Source organism: Pseudoalteromonas sp. OF5H-5, assembly GCF_021530695.1.
GTDB lineage: Bacteria > Pseudomonadota > Gammaproteobacteria > Enterobacterales > Alteromonadaceae > Pseudoalteromonas.
The window spans coordinates 37526-56522 of sequence record NZ_JAKGBF010000025.1; the positions used below are offsets into that span (position 1 = coordinate 37526).

The 18997-nt window shown below is 43.5% G+C and carries 18 protein-coding genes and 6 tRNA genes; 14 read left to right on the plus strand and 10 right to left on the minus strand.

Annotated features, from left to right (window positions below; translation table 11 throughout):
- Nucleotides 1–43: 43 nt before the first annotated feature.
- From L1271_RS22885 to L1271_RS22895, 3 genes are all read left to right on the plus strand, one after another.
- A tRNA-Met gene (locus L1271_RS22885) sits at nt 44–120 on the plus strand.
- A gap of 165 nt (nt 121–285) precedes the next feature.
- Nucleotides 286–362 (plus strand) — tRNA-Met (locus tag L1271_RS22890).
- A 1213-nt stretch (nt 363–1575) separates the two neighbouring features.
- On the plus strand, nt 1576–3165 hold the full coding sequence (locus L1271_RS22895; protein WP_102055883.1) for a methyl-accepting chemotaxis protein: 1590 nt from the start codon (nt 1576–1578) through the stop codon (nt 3163–3165).
- A gap of 68 nt (nt 3166–3233) precedes the next feature.
- Here L1271_RS22895 and L1271_RS22900 read toward each other — a convergent pair whose 3' ends face one another.
- The 6 genes from L1271_RS22900 to L1271_RS22925 all read right to left on the minus strand — a co-directional run bounded on the left by L1271_RS22900 (nt 3234) and on the right by L1271_RS22925 (nt 8718).
- On the minus strand, nt 3234–4418 hold the full coding sequence (locus L1271_RS22900; RefSeq protein WP_102055884.1) for a dipeptidase: 1185 nt from the start codon (nt 4416–4418) through the stop codon (nt 3234–3236).
- Between the two features lie 105 nt (nt 4419–4523).
- Nucleotides 4524–4769, minus strand: a complete 246-nt coding sequence (locus tag L1271_RS22905; protein WP_010607914.1) for a YheU family protein — start codon at nt 4767–4769, stop codon at nt 4524–4526.
- 1 nt (nt 4770) lies between these two features.
- A complete protein-coding gene (locus L1271_RS22910) occupies nt 4771–5778 on the minus strand; it encodes a hydrolase (protein WP_235368873.1) in 1008 nt (335 codons plus the stop codon).
- A 248-nt stretch (nt 5779–6026) separates the two neighbouring features.
- Nucleotides 6027–6173 (minus strand): hypothetical protein, encoded by a 147-nt coding sequence (locus L1271_RS22915; RefSeq protein ID WP_010374526.1) that lies wholly within the window; start codon nt 6171–6173, stop codon nt 6027–6029.
- Nucleotides 6174–6346: 173 nt separating this feature from the next.
- Complete coding sequence (locus tag L1271_RS22920; RefSeq protein ID WP_235368874.1) at nt 6347–6796, minus strand: TIGR02444 family protein; 450 nt, start codon at nt 6794–6796, stop codon at nt 6347–6349.
- A complete protein-coding gene (locus L1271_RS22925; RefSeq protein ID WP_235368875.1) occupies nt 6790–8718 on the minus strand; it encodes an ATP-binding cassette domain-containing protein in 1929 nt (642 codons plus the stop codon). Before L1271_RS22925 ends, L1271_RS22920 begins: the two co-directional genes overlap by 7 nt.
- A 130-nt stretch (nt 8719–8848) precedes the next feature.
- On the opposite strand from L1271_RS22925, the gene L1271_RS22930 reads away from it, so the two are divergent.
- Nucleotides 8849–9049, plus strand: coding sequence for a YheV family putative zinc ribbon protein (locus L1271_RS22930; protein ID WP_010374531.1), 201 nt, complete (start codon nt 8849–8851; stop codon nt 9047–9049).
- A 28-nt stretch (nt 9050–9077) separates the two neighbouring features.
- Here L1271_RS22930 and L1271_RS22935 read toward each other — a convergent pair whose 3' ends face one another.
- Both L1271_RS22935 and L1271_RS22940 read right to left on the minus strand, forming a co-directional pair.
- The gene (locus tag L1271_RS22935) at nt 9078–9290 is read right to left on the minus strand and encodes a SlyX family protein (protein ID WP_010374533.1); all 213 of its coding nucleotides are present in this window, start codon (nt 9288–9290) and stop codon (nt 9078–9080) included.
- Nucleotides 9287–10300, minus strand: a complete 1014-nt coding sequence (locus L1271_RS22940; RefSeq protein ID WP_010607919.1) for a WD40 repeat domain-containing protein — start codon at nt 10298–10300, stop codon at nt 9287–9289. Before L1271_RS22940 ends, L1271_RS22935 begins: the two co-directional genes overlap by 4 nt.
- Nucleotides 10301–10568: 268 nt before the next feature.
- Here L1271_RS22940 and fkpA point away from each other — a divergent pair, with 268 nt between their 5' ends.
- Nucleotides 10569–11321: an FKBP-type peptidyl-prolyl cis-trans isomerase gene (gene fkpA, locus L1271_RS22945; RefSeq protein ID WP_026001096.1), complete on the plus strand. Its 753-nt coding sequence runs from the start codon at nt 10569–10571 to the stop codon at nt 11319–11321.
- A 76-nt stretch (nt 11322–11397) separates the two neighbouring features.
- Here fkpA and L1271_RS22950 read toward each other — a convergent pair whose 3' ends face one another.
- Nucleotides 11398–11868 carry an Rsd/AlgQ family anti-sigma factor gene (locus L1271_RS22950; protein WP_010607921.1) on the minus strand — a complete coding sequence of 157 codons (471 nt, stop codon included), beginning with the start codon at nt 11866–11868 and terminating at the stop codon, nt 11398–11400.
- A gap of 466 nt (nt 11869–12334) precedes the next feature.
- Between L1271_RS22950 and hemE the strand changes: the two genes are divergently transcribed.
- Complete coding sequence (gene hemE / locus L1271_RS22955) at nt 12335–13399, plus strand: uroporphyrinogen decarboxylase (protein ID WP_010374544.1); 1065 nt, start codon at nt 12335–12337, stop codon at nt 13397–13399.
- Between the two features lie 77 nt (nt 13400–13476).
- Here the strand turns inward: hemE and L1271_RS22960 are convergent, their stop codons facing one another.
- Nucleotides 13477–15321: a M1 family metallopeptidase gene (locus L1271_RS22960; protein ID WP_235368878.1), complete on the minus strand. Its 1845-nt coding sequence runs from the start codon at nt 15319–15321 to the stop codon at nt 13477–13479.
- A gap of 183 nt (nt 15322–15504) precedes the next feature.
- On the opposite strand from L1271_RS22960, the gene murB reads away from it, so the two are divergent.
- The 8 genes from murB to L1271_RS23000 all read left to right on the plus strand — a co-directional run.
- Nucleotides 15505–16524 carry a UDP-N-acetylmuramate dehydrogenase gene (gene murB / locus L1271_RS22965; RefSeq protein ID WP_235368876.1) on the plus strand — a complete coding sequence of 340 codons (1020 nt, stop codon included), beginning with the start codon at nt 15505–15507 and terminating at the stop codon, nt 16522–16524.
- Nucleotides 16511–17503, plus strand: coding sequence for a bifunctional biotin--[acetyl-CoA-carboxylase] ligase/biotin operon repressor BirA (gene birA, locus L1271_RS22970; protein WP_235368877.1), 993 nt, complete (start codon nt 16511–16513; stop codon nt 17501–17503). Before murB ends, birA begins: the two co-directional genes overlap by 14 nt.
- Complete coding sequence (locus L1271_RS22975; protein ID WP_102055890.1) at nt 17500–18192, plus strand: type III pantothenate kinase; 693 nt, start codon at nt 17500–17502, stop codon at nt 18190–18192. The genes birA and L1271_RS22975 overlap by 4 nt, the downstream gene beginning before the upstream one ends.
- Before the next feature lie 124 nt (nt 18193–18316).
- Nucleotides 18317–18392: transfer RNA gene (locus L1271_RS22980), tRNA-Thr, on the plus strand.
- A gap of 48 nt (nt 18393–18440) precedes the next feature.
- Nucleotides 18441–18525: transfer RNA gene (locus tag L1271_RS22985), tRNA-Tyr, on the plus strand.
- A 44-nt stretch (nt 18526–18569) separates the two neighbouring features.
- Nucleotides 18570–18644: transfer RNA gene (locus tag L1271_RS22990), tRNA-Gly, on the plus strand.
- Between the two features lie 13 nt (nt 18645–18657).
- Nucleotides 18658–18733, plus strand: a tRNA-Thr gene (locus L1271_RS22995).
- A 137-nt stretch (nt 18734–18870) separates the two neighbouring features.
- A partial coding sequence (locus L1271_RS23000) for a GTP-binding protein (protein ID WP_033023824.1) occupies nt 18871–18997 on the plus strand: 127 nt, incomplete at its 3' end.

Here is an 18997-nt window from a genome sequence, read left to right on the forward strand (position 1 = left end):
TCGTTGGTACCCGACGAAGAATAGATTCACAAAAACATACAGGCGCGGGATGGAGCAGCCTGGTAGCTCGTCGGGCTCATAACCCGAAGGTCGTCGGTTCAAATCCGGCTCCCGCAACCAACATCAGTTGGATGTATAGAGTCTCAAGTACAAGACTTAAAATTAAGTACAAATACAGGCGCGGGATGGAGCAGAATGATAAATCATTCGTCGGACTCGCTAAACCTGGAAAGAATCGAAGGTCGTCGGTCCCCGACGAAGAATAGATTCACAAAAACATACAGGCGCGGGATGGAGCAGCCTGGTAGCTCGTCGGGCTCATAACCCGAAGGTCGTCGGTTCAAATCCGGCTCCCGCAACCAATTTTTAATTGGACTGCACACTCTAAAGAACTACTCCAAAACTCGTCGGTTCACTCTTCATAAATTAATGGCTCCCGCAACCAACTCTTAATTGGACTGCACACTCTAAAGAACTACTCCAAAACTCGTCGGCTCACTCTTCATAAATTAATGGCTCCCGCAACCAACTCTTAATTGGACTGCACACTCTAAAGAACTACTCCAAAAGTCGTCGGTTCACTCTTCATAAATTAATGGCTCTCGCAACCAATTCTTAATTGGGCTGTAAAATCTAAAGAACTAGTACAAAAGTCGTCGGTTCACTCTTCATAAATTAATGGCTCCCGCAACCAATTTTTAATTGGACTGCACACTCTAAAGAACTAGTACAAAAGTCGTCGGTTCACTCTTCATAAATTAACGACTCCCGCAACCAATTTTTAATTGGACTGTATAATCTAAAGAACTCTCCCAAAATTCATCGGTTCACTCTTCATAAATTAATGGCTCCCGCAACCAATTCTTAATTGGGCTGTAAAATCTAAAGAACTAGTACAAAAGTCGTCGGTTCACTCTTCATAAATTAACGACTCCCGTAATCAAATTTTTGGTTTAGTTACCTAAAACCCCCTCAATGGACAGTCAGTTTTCTTCGCTATATACAGAGAAATAAATCACCCACTTTTTATTATTCAAAGCCTGAGTGCTGCTGTTGTTTGATGCATTTCTTACATTGGAATTAATCTTAATACTTACACTGTGAGCAACAACCTATACGCGGGTTATGGAAACCCGCTGTTAAAAAGTGAATAGATTTAGCAAAGGCAGGTAAATCCGATTTGACAGCTAGCAAGATCGGAGTGATTGCAACAAGCTGAGATGTCTTGGCGAGATGCACATTTCATCGTGTCCTGACATCCGTAAACTCTCGTATAATCACCTCCGGCTACTTGAGGGGTTGCTTCCTGAGGTAGTTTGTTATCTTGAGTGAGTTTTTTTAGCTGCTTTTTTTGGAGCTTTATTTTCATTTTCAATATCCTTTTTATAGATTTATTAAGTTTGTTATCACGAAACCGATAGCGTGATCTGTTTAAAAATAATACAAAGAAGTGTTGTTGTAAAACAAATAATGAAATGTAATTATTTTGTTTTCTTTTGAATGGGTGAAGATTATTTGTCTATAAATCTTTATATGGTCTAGGCTTTTACTATCTCTTGTTTGAGGTGTATGAAGATGGATTTACATAGTATTCGAGTCAAAAGTTCGTTGCCTACGGCTATGTTGACGATCGTGTTGCTATTTGTGTTTTTTGGTTTTTCGGTGTTGCTCAATAAAGTGCAATCGGCACTTGAGATCCAAACTGAAAACTATTTAAAAGCCGTGTCAGTGGTACTCAATGCGGATAGAGACTTTTATCAAGCTCAAGAAGCCTACCTCAAATTATTAGCTGGTGAAGATAAGCGGGCGGATTTTGAAGAAAACGCCGAGCAGGTGAAACAGCGCTATCAAAAGTATCTTCAGTTTATGTCACTCCACCAGAGTGAGCTGGGTAGTTTTGCAACTTTTGACGCGGACTTTCAAAGTTGGTATCGCGTGACGGTGGCGAGTATTAAAACCCCGACAGATAAAGCGCTTCAAACTGAGTCGGCTAAGTTATTTGGTGCAGTTCGTGATGTGCTTGATAAAGCCGGTGAATTAGCCGATGGAAAATCTGCTGCAAGTCGCGCGTTAGTCGTTGCTGAGGTTACTCAGATAAAGTGGGGTCTTGGTGTTGGTGCCTTGCTCCTACTTGGTATTGCCTGTTGGATTGCTTATCGAATCCCTCGTCAGCTAGCAAAGCAGATAAACTTTGTGTCAGATAGGATCTCTGAAATCGCCTCTGGAGACGGAGACTTAACTGGTCGCATTGAAATCAAAGGAAATGATGAGTTTGCAAAGCTATCGCTAAACTTTAATCATTTTCTCGAGAGTTTACAGGCGATGGTTACAGCACTAGTGAAAGATGGTGGCGAGCTGTCGAGTTTGTCGTCAAAACTCAGTCATTATGCCACACAGTGCCATGACTTAATCGACTCGCTTGGTAAGTCATCACATACCATTGTTAGCGCGGTGAATCAGCTAAGTCACTCAAGTCAAGAAGTCTCGTCGGTGGCAGAAAACTCATTGAAAGAAGCTGAAGCTTCACATCGCTACGCAGCACAAGGTAAAACGGTGTTGGCTGATTCAAAACAAAAAATCACTCATCTTGCTGATAATATGGAAGCGGCACTCTCCAGTTCGTTAGCTTTACAAAAAAACTCTGAAAACATTACGCAAGTGCTTGATGTTATTCGCGGGATCGCTGAGCAAACCAATTTATTAGCGCTCAACGCGGCAATAGAAGCGGCAAGAGCAGGCGAACAAGGTCGTGGATTTGCAGTGGTAGCTGACGAGGTTAGGTCACTGGCCACTCGAACACAAGACAGCACTAATGATATTCAGAAGATGTTGGAAGCATTCTCCCATAGCGTAGAGGACTCACAAAAGACCATTGAAGATGGTAAGCAGTATGTTGATGTTGCAGTAGAAAGTTTTACGAAGGCAACGGAGCTATTGGAGTTAATTGCACAAAGTGCGGTGAAAGTGACTGAGCTTTCAGAGCAAACCGCTCATGCGACTCAGCAGCAAAATGCAGTATCTACTGAGGTTAGCAGTAATTTAACTGATTTAAATGACAAAACATTGGACGGCGAGCGGTTGTCTGGAGAAACGCACCAAATTTCGGATGATGTGCTGCGAGTCACCAGTAAATTGGTGAATGAATTATCTCAGTTTAAAGTCTAAGGTCTTGTAAGGTATGCCGTGCGGCACACCTTATAAATCAGTGGTTTGAACAGTTATTTAACCTGAGGTTATTTAGCAAACTTCTTTGCGTAAGCCTCAGCTTGTTTCCACACGCGCAGGGTATTGCCACCTAAAATCTTTTTGATATCAGCGTCGCTGTAACCTCTATCCAAGAGACCTTGCACAAGATTTGGATACGTTGACACGTCTTTCAGGCCAACCGGTAGTGAGTCACCCACACCATCGTAATCTGAACCAATCCCTACGTGATCTATCCCTATCAACTTAACGACGTGGTCAATGTGATCTAGCACTTGATCAAGTGTGGCAAATGGAAACGGATTTTTTGCTCTAAACGCCGCTCTAAAATCGGTGCGATCTTTGTCTTTGGCTTCTTTTTGTGCTTCGTCACGCTTGTCATACCAAGCTCCAGCTTTTGCCGTCACAAAGCTCGAGCCAAAGTTAATTTGGATCACGCCGCCATTTTTTGCCAAGGCTTTGAGCATTTTGTCATCCATATTGCGCTCGAATCCTGGGGTGTATTTGCGCAGGGATGAATGTGAAGCAACGACCGGTACTTTTGAAATGTCCATAACCTGATAAAAGGCGTCATCGGAAATATGTGATACATCAATGAGCATACCAATTTTGTTCATTTCAACCACAAGCTCTTTACCAAATGGGCTTAAGCCTTTCCATTTGCGGCGTACATCATAAGAAGAGTCAGAAATATGGTTGCTTTGCGAGTGTGCTAAGGTGATATAGCGTACGCCACGGTCATAAAAATGCTTAAGGTTTTTCATCTCACCTTCAATGGGCGAGCCATTTTCCATGCCCATCGCGATAGACATAATACCACTGTCAAATTGCGCATAAATGTCGTCGGTATTGTAAGCCATTGCAAATTTATCTGGTGCGCGATGTGCTAAGGCTTCCATACCGTCAATCAGTTGATTGGCGAGTTGATAGCTTTTACCTTTACCTTCAAATTCTAAATTAGCAGGAATATAAATAGACATAAATGGCGCATTAAGACCGCCTTTTATCGCGCGAGGGTAATCAAAATCACCGCCTTCGGTTGCTTGGCTAACATCATCCCATTTACTTTGGATGCGATATGGAACGTCGATGTGTGTATCAATTAGGATGTTATCGTGAGCGAGTTTAACTGCGCGCTCAGAGGCTTTGTATTCAGTTGCATAAGCGCTAGAAACAGCCAGCGCTAGGGCGCAAAGAGCAGTGCCGAGCTTCATAAAATTGCCTTTCCTTTATAGTTATAGAAATTTGATTGTAACAACTCCTGTCACTTCGACAACTGTTTACGATTAGCGCTAAATACAAAGAAAGCTGAAGGTTTTTTAATACTCGTAATCTTCCTGTGCTTGCATTGCTTGAAATTGTTGTTTGCTAACAATATTCACAGATTCATGTAATTCTGAGAAAACGATCAGCGCTTCTCCGGATTTTAGCTGTGCTTTCACTTGCGCGACTTTGCTCTCGGTGCTGACCTCGGTATCGCCATAGTCTGTTCCTTCTCGCAGCACATAGTGCTCAATAAGATTGTCTAGCGTCTCTTGCGGAAGTTGTTGATAGGGAATGAGCATACTACTTAGCCTTACTATAAATTTGCTGTAAATATTGTGGAATAACGCTTTCTAGCCAAAACCTAGGTTTAAGGGGGTTACTTCCCGAAATAAACCCTACGTGACCACCGTGGGGACTCACTGCGAGCGTCACCGGTGAGTTAACCTGAGCGGCTGTAGGCACGGCTTGTGATGATAGCATGGGGTCATCTTCGGCGTGGATCAGGAGTGTTGGTGTCGTGATCTGGGTTAAGTAGGGCTGCGAACTTGCTTGTGCGTAATAGTCTTCCGCGCCGTTAAAACCATGCAGCGGTGCCGTTATCTTATCGTCAAATTGCCAAAGGTCATCAATGGCATAAAGGGCAGGCTTGTCTATCCTAATTTGCGACTGGATGGTGTCTAGCTTACGTGAAAAAGATTTCTTCATCCTGTCTAGCAAGTATTTTTGATAGAGCTTAAAACAGCTCTTTCTGATCACCTGACAAGAGGAAGAAAGGTGATAAGGCGCTGAGACGACAACACCAGCTTCAAGACCGCTTTGCGATTTGGTTTCTCCCAAGTATTTGGCAAGTACATTACCGCCGAGCGAGAAGCCAACCGCAAATAATGGCCGTTTAGGAAAACGGGCTTTTAGCGTGTCTATAAAAAAGCCAAGATCTGAGGTTTCGCCGCTATGATAAGCCCTAGCTTGGCGATTCACTTCACGTGAGCAGTTGCGAAAGTGCATCAGTACGGCATCAAAACCATGGTGTACCAACGCTTTTAATAGGCCTTTTGCATAAAAGCTGTTGATATTGCCTTCTAGCCCATGTAATACCACAACCAAAGGTGCCGATTTATCGCCGTGTTTTGCCCATGCAAGTTCTAAAAAGTCATCGTCTGGTGTGTCTAGTGTTTCATAGTCGACGGGCATCTGTAATCTAGGCCTAAAGAATCGCGGAAGTATGGTTTGGGCGTGGCGGTTGCGCATCCACCAAGCGGGTTTAAATTCGTAATTATCGGCTGTTATTGTTTTCATGGCTTGATTCATAATAGAAACTGCGTCTTTTTGACGGTTGCTCGCAAAGCAAAGAAAGGAAGCTATCCAGTTGCAAAACACGTTTTAGCCAGTTTAACGTATTATCAGTTGAGGGTTAAGCAAATAAAAAGCACCCGACCAGTAAACTGATAAGGTGCTTTGTGCGTCGTGCTTAATTCTGCAAGTTGGGGAACTACGTCGAGCCGATCTTCTACTACTTTATTCTTCAATCGCCCCAAGGTAATACATTTAAATCTGTTCTATTGTTCATTAGGTACTTCAGCGTCCATGACTTTTTTAATGAAAAAATAGACGTAATAACAGCACAGCAAAATTACAATCCCTAAAAAGCCAAAAGACAGAAACAACACAGGGTCGGAAAAAAAGTCTCTAAAGAATACGTTCATGGCTGTGCCTCCTAATTTGTCGATGAGTAAATAGTAGTGGAGGTCTGAGGGGCTTGATATGATCAAGATCAAGTTTCAATCCTGAGTGAAATTAAACCTAGACAAAGGCTTGATCTCGATCAGGTTTTATATCTAAGTTGGGTAAATATCAGGGCTTATATTTATTTAATGGCTTAGAAGTCAGCCGTATTGAATAAAGCGTCGTACTCACTCTGACTCAAATAGAGCAGCACATTGCTACATGATTGCAGTGGCGCAAACGAAAAGCGCTTTAATGTTTCCAACAATAGCACTTGTTGGCGCTTTTCAAGCTCAAGCTCTGCAGTCAGCATCGCAGCTCGTAACTTTTTATAGTCTTGGTAGTCTTGATGATGTGTTTTTAGGGTATGGCGGATCGCGCGTTGGGGTTGTAGCACCGCTTGGTCAAATTGCTTAGCAGTCTTTACCAGTGCGGTTAGGGTGTCGGGGGTAATCGTCAGTGCTAAAGTGTCTAGGTAACAAAGTAACAGGCACAGGTTGATATTTTTGCTTGCAGCATCTTGCAAATTCAGCAGCCGCGATTGCATTTGCGGGCGGCTGTAGAACTCACAGGCAAATTGCCAAAAGTCTTCACGACTTAGCATATCTCTCCAGTCTCATCGAAATGATTTTGCTTTTCTTCTAACTCTTCCAATGCCATTAATAAGTTTTCTTCTGTGTCATTAAGCTCTGGGGTTATTTTGGCTTGTCTTGCCAGTAAGTCACTTAATTTTGCCTTGTTCTCGTCCGTGTATAGACTGTTGTCAGCCAAAGCTTGCTCAATTTCATCTGCTTGCTCAGTGAGTTTGTCGAGCTGTTTTTCGAGTTTTTCAATCGACTTTTTCAACGGTTGAATGGTTTTTCTGAATTCGGCTTCAAGACGCTTTTGCTCTTTACGATTGGCATTAGAGTTTTGTTTTGGTTCAGCCTCTGAGCCACTTGGTTTCGCTTGCTCTTTATTGGCATTCATAAGCCATTGGTAATAGGCATCTAAGTCATAGCCGAACTGAGAAACGGTTCCATTATCAACTAAATAGTACTCGTCAGCGGTATTTTTCAGCATGTGGCGATCGTGGGAAACCGTAACCATTGCACCCTCAAAACCTTGTAAGGCCATTACTAGTGCGTGTCGCATTTCTAAATCTAGGTGGTTGGTCGGCTCATCGAGTAACAGCAGGTTCGGCTTTTGATACACCAACATCGCAAGTACGAGTCGTGCTTTTTCGCCACCAGAAAACGGCGCAACGGGTTCGAGGGCCTTATCACCATGAAAAGCAAAACCGCCCAAGAAATCACGAATAAGCTGCTCTGGTACTTTAGGGTCTAGACGTTGAATATGGGTAACCGCACTGGCCTCAAGATCGAGAGACTCAAGCTGATGCTGAGCAAAATAGCCTACATTTAATCCTTGGTGTTGAAACACTTCACCAGCTTGTGGGGTTAAATCGCCGGCAAGTAACTTGATTAGGGTTGATTTACCAGCACCGTTACGGCCAAGTAACGCAATACGGCTACCTGGGACCAGATTAAGCTTGATGTCATGCAAAATGGTAACGTCACCATAGCCCGCTTTGGCTTGCTCTAGTGTCATCAATGGATTAGGCAAGCTCGTTGGATCTGCAAATTCAAAATTAAATGGTGAATCTGCATGAGCGGGCGCGAGCATTTCCATGCGTTCCAGGGCCTTCACTCGACTTTGCGCTTGTTTTGCTTTACTCGCTTTCGCTTTAAAGCGGGTAATAAACTTCTCTAAATGTGCAATCGTTTCTTGTTGCTTCTCGTAAAGCGCTTGGTGCTGTGCCATGCGCTCTGCTTTTTGACGTTCAAACTGAGAATAGTGACCTTTATAGACGTTGATCTGCTGTTGGTCGATATGCCAAATCTCGCCAACAACTGCATCTAAAAATTCGCGGTCGTGAGAAATAAGCACTAATGTACCCTGATAGGCGCGCAAAAAGCGTTCTAGCCAATAAACCGCGTCTAAGTCCAAGTGATTGGTTGGCTCATCCAGAAGCAATAAATCGGCATCGCGGATCAGCGCTTGCGCAAGGTTCAAGCGCATGCGCCAGCCACCAGAAAAGTCGCTAACGGCAAACTCAACCTGTTCATTGCTAAAACCAAGGCCATGGAGTAGTTCACCCGCTTTGGCTTCAATACTATACCCTTTGATGTTCTCTAGCTGTTGGTGTGCTTTTGCTTGTAGTTCACCATCACCGTCCCGCTCCGCTTGTTGTAGCTGCGTTCTCAATACATAGTATTCAGGGTGTCCCTGTAGTACATACTCGAGGGCGCTAATGGAGAGTGCTGGGGTTTCTTGTTTTACTGATGCAATAGACCAATCTTTTGGAATAGAAAAATCACCTGAATCGAGTTGCAGCTCACCTTTTAGCAGCGCAAAGAGAGATGATTTACCACTGCCATTGGCACCGACTAGGCCCGCCTTATGTTGTGGATAAAGCGTTGCATTTGCTTGTTTTAGCAGTGTTTTACTGCCACGAAGTAGCTCGATATCAGAAAGTTGGATCATAATTCTAAAAGTCTGTCTAAATTGCGCGCATCATAGCATGGATCCAATCCCTTACTCCAAGCGTATCATGACAAATAAAATTAGGATAAAATGACAAACCTTAAACTCGGTGTTCATTAGAGGTGTAGAGTTGAAAGTTAAGAAGCGTTTTATTGCAGGGGCAAGTTGTCCAGAATGCCAAAAAATCGACGTAATGATGCTCTACAAAGAGCATGATGTTGAAAAAGTTGAATGTGTTGAGTGTGGCCACGTAATGTCTCAGCCGAAAGATGCGGTACAGGCTTCTACACGCCAGTTTGAGCAAGTTATTGGAGTGTTCAAACCGGAGTGAGTGATCACCCCGGTTTTCAATTAGTCTGTTAGTAGTGCGGTGGTGGTGGCTCTTGATGTTGAGGCATTAAACCCGGATCCCGGCCTTCTTTCATTTTCTCTGCCAATAGCTCAATTTGTCGTTGCATTTTAGCCAAGCGCTGCTGATGTGCCTTTAGCTCTTCATTTAAGGTTTCGATTGTATCTTCTTGAAAGGCAAGCTTAGCCTCAAGCTCAGTAATTCTGTTTTCGATTTCATTCATGGCTTTTTCACCTGCGCAAATTTTTCCAGTAGTCCGCTGGAACTTTCGGTTAACAATGCAGTGTCCTGGTCTTGAAAAGCAACGTCAAATACAACCGCAGACTTAGGGCGGCTGCCTTCTCGAGGTTGCACACGCCAAGTTTGCAATCGTTCACCATCACTCACTTGCCATAAAATAAGCTCGCGGTTAGGTGAGCCGGTAGCCAAGAGCGTTGCGTCTTGATTAAAGCGCACTGCACTGAAAATTTTCTGGCGAGCAATATACTGTAATTGCGCTTTGAGATCACCAGAAGTTAATTGCCAAATGCTCGCTTTTTTCATGCTATCTGCGGTAAAAGCAAATCTTCCTTGGTCATCTAATGCAACTTTGGTCACACGACTTGGGTGGTTAAAGCGGTGGATCACTTGCCCCGTTCTAGTATCCCAAAAGTAGGCGGTATAGTCGTTGCCTCCGGTTAAGGCAAAGTGACCATTGGGAGACATGGCAATAGAATTGATATTTTCTTGATGTCCAAGGAACTCTATCCGCCTTCCACTCTCTAAGTCGAGGTGAACGACAACGTTATCACTGCGGGCATAGAGTAAATATCGGCCCGCATTGCTAATTGCGATATCTCGAATAGTGCCAGACTCGATCTCAAAATATCCTAGGTTTTGACCGCTTTCGATGCTCCAGATGGCGAAAGTCTTATCAGTGGCAGTGACGGCCGTGGAGTTGTCATTAGCTAAAGCCAGTGAGTGAATGAGATCATCGGGGACATCGGAGTGACGCCATTGAAATTTGAGGCCTTGCTCTTGATTATCCCAAAGTACGGCCCCATGCTCTATGGAAGAAACAAGGCTGTAGTGACCGTCCGTAGAGATTGCTGCAGAAAATGCGCCTCTGCTGGCATGTTCCACGGTCATAACGGCTTTTGAAGTGTCAGGGCCACAGCCGGTTAAGGTGAAGCAACTGAGCATCGCGCATGCAAAGAGGAGGCTTGTCCACTTAATGTTGACGAGTTTGACCATAAGTTAGGTAAATCCTCCTTAACTCCGAAGTCTATCACAGGTAGACTAAAGGCACTAAAAACAAGATATTATTTTGATATTAGCGTATTAAAAGCGTAATGTCGTTACGCGATAATGGCAAGCAAATGCATATTGGCATTCTGATTAGAGAATGTTAATGTGGCTAGCACCTTTTCTTATTAATATAAAATTAACAATGGCACCGCATATCAAGCTCTCTTGCGCGAGCATTGGTGTTTTGATAGTAGGGACTGTCGGAGAGTTGAGAATGAAACAGACGATTAAACTGTCACTCGTTGCTGCTTCAGTGTTAGCACTAGTAGCGTGTAATAAAAAAGCAGAAGAGCAGAAGCCTGCTGAAGTTAAGCTAGATACAGAGGTGCAACAGCAAGCATACGGTATCGGTGCTTCAGTTGGTAACTTCTTGCAAAAAGACTTAGCGGATAAAAAAGAGCTAGGCATTGAACTTGATCAAGAGTTATTAATGCGTGGTTTTAAAGACGCATTGGCTGGTGAAGCTAAGCTAGATGAAGCAAAAATCCGTGAAGTACTCACTTCACTAGATTCTTCTGTTCGTGAAAAGCAAGCTGCTAAAGTTGAAGCTGACGCGAAGAAAAATAAAGAAGAAGGCGATAAGTACCTAGCTGAGAACGCGAAGAAAGAAGGTGTTCAGGTGACTGAGTCAGGTCTTCAGTATGAAGTGCTAAGCGAAGGCGACGGTAAAAAGCCAGTCGCAACAGACAAGGTGACAGTACATTATAAAGGTACATTGCTAGATGGCTCTGAGTTCGATAGCTCTTACGCACGTAATGAACCTGCTACTTTCAACCTAAATCAAGTTATTGCAGGTTGGACTGAAGGTCTACAGTTAATGAACACTGGCGCTAAGTATAAGTTTACTATTCCTGCGGAGCTTGCATACGGCACTCGTAACCTTGGTAAAATTCCAGCTAACTCAACACTGGTATTTGAAGTTGAACTGCTAGGTATCGAAGACGAAGCTGAAGAAGCTGCTGAATAATTTGGCAGTGTCCGTAAAGAAAAAGGTGAGATAGCTATCTCACCTTTTTTTATATTTTGGTGCCCGCAAATTTAGACTATTCAGTGTGATTAGAATAAAGGTTATCGATCAGTTCGTCTTCCAATTGGAAGCGTAACTCAAGCGTTTCACCTAATACAGACAAGTCGTTATCGAAGTCTGCTAATTCTTGCGTTTCTTGATTTACTTCAGCGTATTTGTCGTTGAAATCAAGTGCGGTATCAGTCGTATCTGTGATCCGAGGGTACAGTGACTGAGCTAATTTTGCGCTTTCAGGGCCTTTTTCTTGGCAGGCCTCAACAATGTTGTCATAAATTTCAAAATGACCAGCTGAAAGGTAGTCCATCAAAATCTGGCAGAATGACTGAATGTCAACTTGCTCAGGAAGTGCTTTACCATTTCGAGTTGGTGAGCATCCTGCAACTTTATAATATAAAACCAATAGTTCCTGACGCTCTGCTAACCATGCATCAATAACACTATGGCTACCTCCCCATTTCTGTTGGGCTTGTTCTAACTGCGAAAGCATAGTGATTCTCCTTAAGCGGGTTACCTACCCCTATGGAAAGGGAAACGGGGCAAAAGGTCAACCAATTTTTTCTGTAAAAGCGTAAAAAGATCAAAAGATTATTGGTTTGATTATCGGGAATGTTAACAAATTCAGGAGGATAAAAATAAAAAAACCACCGAGAGAAACTCAAGGTGGTTCAAAATAGCAGTTTAGCTTGTTGCGTAATGTTGTTATTTTTCTAATTGAAGGTGTTTTGTTGTTATTTTTCTAACGCGGTAATTTTATACCAACCTTTTAATCGTGTTGCAAACAGTTTAATTGCTTGTTTCGGTAACTTTTACACAAGCTTATGAATTTGTTCCTAATAAAGTGAGGTTTAATCTAGATCATGACGAGGCGCTGGCAAGGATAGTTTAGATAGTGCCCATGTGCACTTAGTGATACAATCCGCACAATTGAATTTAAGTATTGGAATAGAGACGCTATGAGCGAATTAAAAAACGATCGTTATTTACGAGCGCTATTAAAACAACCAGTTGACGTCACACCAGTATGGATGATGCGCCAAGCTGGTCGTTATCTACCAGAGTATCGTGCCACCAGAGCACAAGCTGGTGACTTTATGAGCCTTTGTAAAAATGCAGAGCTGGCATGTGAAGTGACATTACAGCCGCTTCGTCGTTATCCACTAGATGCGGCGATTCTGTTTAGCGATATTTTGACTATTCCAGATGCAATGGGACTTGGACTTTACTTTGAAACCGGTGAAGGTCCAAAGTTTGAGCGTCCTATCCAATCGTTAGACGATGTTAAAAAGCTACCTAAATTGGATCCAACCGATGAGCTTGGTTATGTAATGAATGCGGTGAGCACAATTCGTCGTGAGCTTAAAGGTGAAGTACCACTTATTGGTTTCTCAGGCTCACCATGGACACTAGCGACTTACATGATTGAAGGCGGTAGCAGCAAAACATTCGGTAAGATTAAAAAGATGGCGTTTGCGGAGCCGCAGACACTACACCTACTGCTAGATAAAGTGGCTGATTCGGTTATCGACTACCTAAATGCGCAAGTAAAAGCGGGTGCTCAGTCGCTAATGATCTTCGACTCTTGGGGTGGAGTATTAAGCCCGCGTGACTACAAAGAGTTTTCACTACAATATATGCATAAAATTGTAGACGGTCTTATTCGTGAAAATGACGGTCGTAAAGTACCTGTGACATTATTCACGAAGAACGGCGGTCAATGGATTGAAGCGATTGCAGCCACTGGATGTGATGCAGTTGGCCTTGACTGGACGATTGATATTGCCGATGCAAAACGTCGTGTAGGCGATAAAGTTGCACTACAAGGTAATATGGATCCTTCAATGCTACACGGTACCCATGAGCGTATTCGTGAAGAAGTTCAGCATATATTAGCCGGCTTTGGCGAAGGTAATGGTCATGTGTTTAACTTAGGCCATGGTATTACGCCTGATGTTGACCCTGAAAATGCAGGTGTTTTCATCAACGCGGTTCACGAATTTAGCCGTCAATATCACAAGTAATTTAAGTTTGAACTTAAACTTAAACTTAAAATAGAGAAGAGCGCTCACAGAAGCGCTCTTTTTGTTTTTGAAATGTATTATTCAAACAAAGCGTCGATGGTGCCTTGAGCAAGCGGGTGGTATCCCGGACGTGCTTGTTGGTAAACACGGTAAGCCCAGTCACGCTTGCCATGCTTAATGAGAGACTTGTATAAATTCACAATAAGCTTGCGACGACCAATACTTACCAAGTGCTTTTCAAGGTCTGGGTAAATAGCTTGGTAGCCGTTACCTACTGCTAGCATATACCAAGCAAAAGCGCGTTCAGCGTTGGTCGATTGCGTCAGCTTAAATGCCTTGTCCAATGCTTCCATACGCTCAATGGCGAGATCTCTTGGTAAGTTATTAATAAAGTGCAGCCACTCATGTACTGTCCAAGCGTCGGTCGGTAAATCTGCAAGTGTTTTCTCGTCTTTTAGCCAAGCTTGAGTTAACGCATCCACTTTTTCAAAAGCATCAGAAGTTGGGTTCGGTGCTTCGCTTGGCAAGCCTGGCTCATAAATCCACTCTTTGGCTTTTTCTAAGCTTACGATACCAGGATATTGCTGTAGCAAGTTTTTGTCTAAGTACGCAACGAATTCATCAGTAGTCAGAGATTTAAAAGAGAAAGTGTTAAAGTAGGTTTTAACAAACTTGTCGAACTTGTCACGACCAAACTTTTCTTCTAGATAAATAAGGAATAATTGACCTTTAGTGTAAGGTACAGAGCTAAACGCATCGTCAGGATCGCGGCCATTAAGCTCTAAATTCATGCGTGTATCAGGGGCGGCAATAGTTTTAAGTTGTGCGCGTAGGCCTGCAGCGTCAAGTGCTTGTTCCATCACCGCACGGTCACGCCCAAACACTTCTTCCATAATGCGGTTTTCAACGTAAGAGGTGAAACCTTCATTTAGCCATAAATCTTCCCACGTCGCATTGGTTACTAAGTTACCAGACCAAGAGTGAGCAAGCTCATGAGCAATTAGGTTTACTAAGCTTTTATCGCCAGCAACAACCGTTGGTGTGATGAATGATAAACGTGGGTTTTCCATGCCACCAAATGGGAAGCTTGGCGGTAGCATTAATAAGTCATAACGACCCCATGCGTATTCGCCGTACATAGCGTTCGTTTTATCGATCATCGCTTGCGTGTCGTTAAACTCAGCAACTGATGCATCTAAAATGGTTGGCTCTGCAAAGATACCTGTTTGGTGCGACATCTCTTTATATTCTAAGTTACCAGCACCAATTGCAATTAGGTACGGTGGGATAGCTTGCGGCATATCAAACCAATAATCGCCATCTTTGATCAATGCGCCGGTATTGTCCGCACTCATTACCGCACGCACATCTTTAGGCGTATGTACGCGAGCAGAGTAAGTCACACGCATTGCTGGCGTATCCTGCACAGGGATCCAACTACGAGCATGAATAGCTTGAGACTGGCTATACATAAATGGGTGAGATTTACTTGCGGTTTGCTGCGGTGTTAACCACTGTAGACCTGATGCTACTGGCAAGCTGTTGTAATAAATCCGTGCTTTTTTTGCTTGCTCTTTAAAGTGAATAGTTAACTTAGCACCTTTCACATCATCGCGCTTGGCAAGATCAAACTTGGCGGTATGCCATTTATCATCTCTACCTTGATACATCACTTTGTCGATTTCGAGGTCACGCGTATCTAGTACCAGTGTTCTTGCTTGGCGGTTCTGCCAATCTAGCGTGTGTTCAACAAAACCTTCTAGCTGCTTATCTTCAAAGTCAACGTCTAGGTCTAAATGCAAGTGTGTGGTAATAACATCGTTAAGATTGGCGTAAGTGTGTTGGTCAACGGCTGCGTTTACATCAGCAGTGTGGACAAGGCCAGCCATGGCAAGGCTGAGCGTAAGTGCCGAAAGTTTCATCATAATGCTGCTCTTATAAAAAGAATATTCCCAATTAGAACGGCTAACATAACTAATTTCTAACCATTTAAACAGTATTAGCCGATGGGTTACATAAAATGATGGGTAAGATGACGTTAATGCGTAAGTCAGGGCAATGCGCTACACTAGCGCCAGTTTAGTTAATATTGGCAAGGTGCTGCAGTGACTAGTTTGCAGTCTTATCACACTTTTTCGCTGCCGTCGGGTTGCGAGTCCCTTATTGTTATCACAGATCCACATGCGCTGGTTGAGCTCGATTTCAATCGTCCTTTCTTTTTAATTGGGGAAGGGAGTAATACCGTTTTTCTGGAAGACTATGCTGGAACCGTTATTAAGCTTGCGACCTTAGGTGTCGATATCGAGCAACAAAATGATGATTATGTCGTTACAGTCGCAGCTGGAGAAAACTGGCACCAGCTCGTTACAAAGCTGCTTGATAACGGAATTGATGGGTTAGAGAACCTCGCATTGATCCCTGGTACCGTTGGTGCGGCACCGGTACAAAATATCGGCGCCTACGGCGTTGAAGTATCACAATTTATCACCGCCGTTAGAGGGTTTGATATCGCCGAGCGGCGCTTCACTACATTAACAAATGCAGAGTGTGAATTTGGCTATCGAGATTCAATCTTTAAACACCGCCTAAAAGATAAGTTCGTTATTACAGAAGTGACATTTACATTGCCTAAACGTTGGCAGCCAACGTTAAGTTATGGCCCTCTACAAAGCTTGAGTGATACAGCAACCGCGCAAGAGATCTGTGAAGCGGTGATAGTTACTCGAAACAGTAAATTGCCCGATCCTGCGACGCTTGCAAATGCCGGGAGCTTTTTTAAAAACCCAGTAGTTGATAGGGCGTTTGCAGCTAAGTTGCAAAGTCAATTTCCAGAGATGCCAGCGTTTAATGTGGACAATGACCATGTAAAACTTGCGGCTGGCTGGTTGATTGACAAAGCGGGTCTAAAAGGTTGCCATCGCGGAGCTATTCGTGTGTATGAGAAACAAGCACTAGTACTTGTTCATAGCGGTGGCAGCACCGGTGAAGATTTAAAACAGTTAGTGAGCCATATTCAACAAACCGTTTGGCAAAAATTTGCTGTGTTACTCGAGCATGAAGTGCGCCTTATAACAAAGCATGGTGAATGTCAGTTGCAAAGTGTGGAATATCATGAAAAAGCCTGATCATAAAAAGCAAACGATTTTAGCGGCCTTGAACAAAGGAAAGTTTGTCTCAGGGCAGGAGTTGGGTGAGCAATTAGGTATTAGTCGCGCGGCTATTGCAAAGCATATTGCGGCGTTGCAAGAGATGGGCGTGGATATTTTTCGAGTCAATGGCCGCGGCTATAAACTCAATTATAGCTTACCGCTTATTCATCAAAGTAAGTTGAATACTCTATGGCAACAGCAGTTTCAAAGTGAGTGTCCAATCGAATATCACGCAATTATAGACTCAACGAATAGCGAGCTAATGCGTCGTTTGCAGGACAAACAGAATATGGGCTCAGGCCATGTCTTGGTGGCAGAAATGCAGCAAGCTGGCAGAGGGCGCAGAGGTCGGGTATGGCAATCGCCCTTTGGTGCTAACCTTTATTACAGTTATTACTGGCAGTTTGACGCTGGCATGCAAGCCGCGATGGGCTTATCTATTGCTGTAGGACTTGCAGTATATGATGCGTTAAAGGTCCTTTATGGTATTTCCGTTGAATTAAAATGGCCAAACGATATATATCTCAACCAGCAAAAACTGGCGGGGATTTTAGTTGAGCTAGAAGGGCAGGTGGAAGGGCCTTGCCATCTCGTGATTGGGATTGGGCTAAATATATGTATGCCAGAATCTGCCTCTAAGCACATCGACCAAGCTTGGACAGATCTGCAAACGCACTTAGGCCAAATTGATAAAAATCAGTTAGTGGTGCAGCTCACTCACTCCTTGTCTGAGCGTCTTGCCCAGTATAAAGAGTCTGGATTAAGCGAAATGGTGACCGAATGGAATAGTCTAAATGCCTTTAAAGGTGACGCGGTGACCTTGAGTACTGGACAAAGAGAATGGCGTGGGATCTGTGAAGGCATAGATATGCAAGGCGGCTTATTGCTTAGGCAAGATGGTGAGCTTAAAGCTTTTTATGGCGGTGAAATTTCGTTAAGAAAGGTGATATCGTGAAACTGCTAATTGACGTAGGTAATACTGCAGTTAAATATGCGCTTGAGCATGAAGGCCGTATTAGTCCTGTAAAAGAAAGTGATATTGAATGGCAAAAGCTAACCGCAATTGTCTGCTCTCAGGTTGGTAAGGTGGCGGGATTACAGTGGGTGGAAAGTCGTGCCTCTGAGTTTGGTCTTGTGCTAGAGCAAGCACAAGTATCGGCAAGGCGAGCTGGGGTAACTTGCGCCTATCCTAGTTTTAAAAATTTGGGAATTGATAGGTGGCTTGCGGTACTCGCCGCGCATGCTCTATATCCAACACAAGATATTATCGTAATTGATTCTGGCACTGCGACCACGGTTGATGTAGTGACTGCACATGGGATACACATGGGAGGGTGGATTTTACCAGGTATCGATCTCATGATTTCCAGTATTACCGCGCGTGCAGAGCGGGTATTTTGTGATGAGAACACGCCTTTTGCCGCAGAATTTGCTAAAAATACACCAGAGGCGGTGAAAAATGGTGCGTTAGCCGCAACACTTGGGCTCGTACATAGTGCAAAACAGCAACTTAATAATGAGTCTGCGTTGGTATTGTGTGCAGGTGGATATGGCGAGTTAATAAAAAATCATATGGCGTCAGCGGTTTTTGATGACCTTTTGGTATTCAAAGGGCTGTCAGTTTGGTGGAAAAACCCACAATAACTGTAAAAATGTCATGGGATTGGCTTAAAACTGAGCGTTTGAACAATAAATTTAAATTTTTTTGCATATTCCTGTTGCATCAAGTCAATGGTTGCTCTAATATCTCGCCCCGTACTAAAGCAGTGCCGACTTAGCTCAGTTGGTAGAGCAACTGACTTGTAATCAGTAGGTCATCCGTTCGACTCGGATAGTCGGCACCATCTTTTTACCCTATCTTGTATAGGATGCTTTAGGAAAGAATTTTACGTGGAGGGGTTCCCGAGCGGCCAAAGGGATCAGACTGTAAATCTGACGGCTCAGCCTTCGCTGGTTCGAATCCAGCTCCCTCCACCACTTTATTCTTGACGGTTAGAGGTAGTTAAGAACAGGTTCCTAAAGCGGGCATCGTATAATGGCTATTACCTCAGCCTTCCAAGCTGATGATGCGGGTTCGATTCCCGCTGCCCGCTCCAGTTCGTCTGGCGTGCTGATATAGCTCAGTTGGTAGAGCGCACCCTTGGTAAGGGTGAGGTCGGCAGTTCAAATCTGCCTATCAGCACCAGTCTCCGAAGAATCTTCTCAAATACTTCCTTTGAATTGTCGAAAAAATATTTATAATAGACTGAATAATTCTAATCCACACTCGTCGTGGATTATTTTTATATGTAATCTAGATACACAAAACTTATAGGTTTCGTCATGGCAAAAGAAAAGTTTGAACGCGTAAAACCGCACGTAAACGTAGGTACAATCGGCCACGTTGACCACGGTAAAACAACTCTAACTGCAGCAATCACTAACGTACTTGCAAAAGTATACGGTGGTG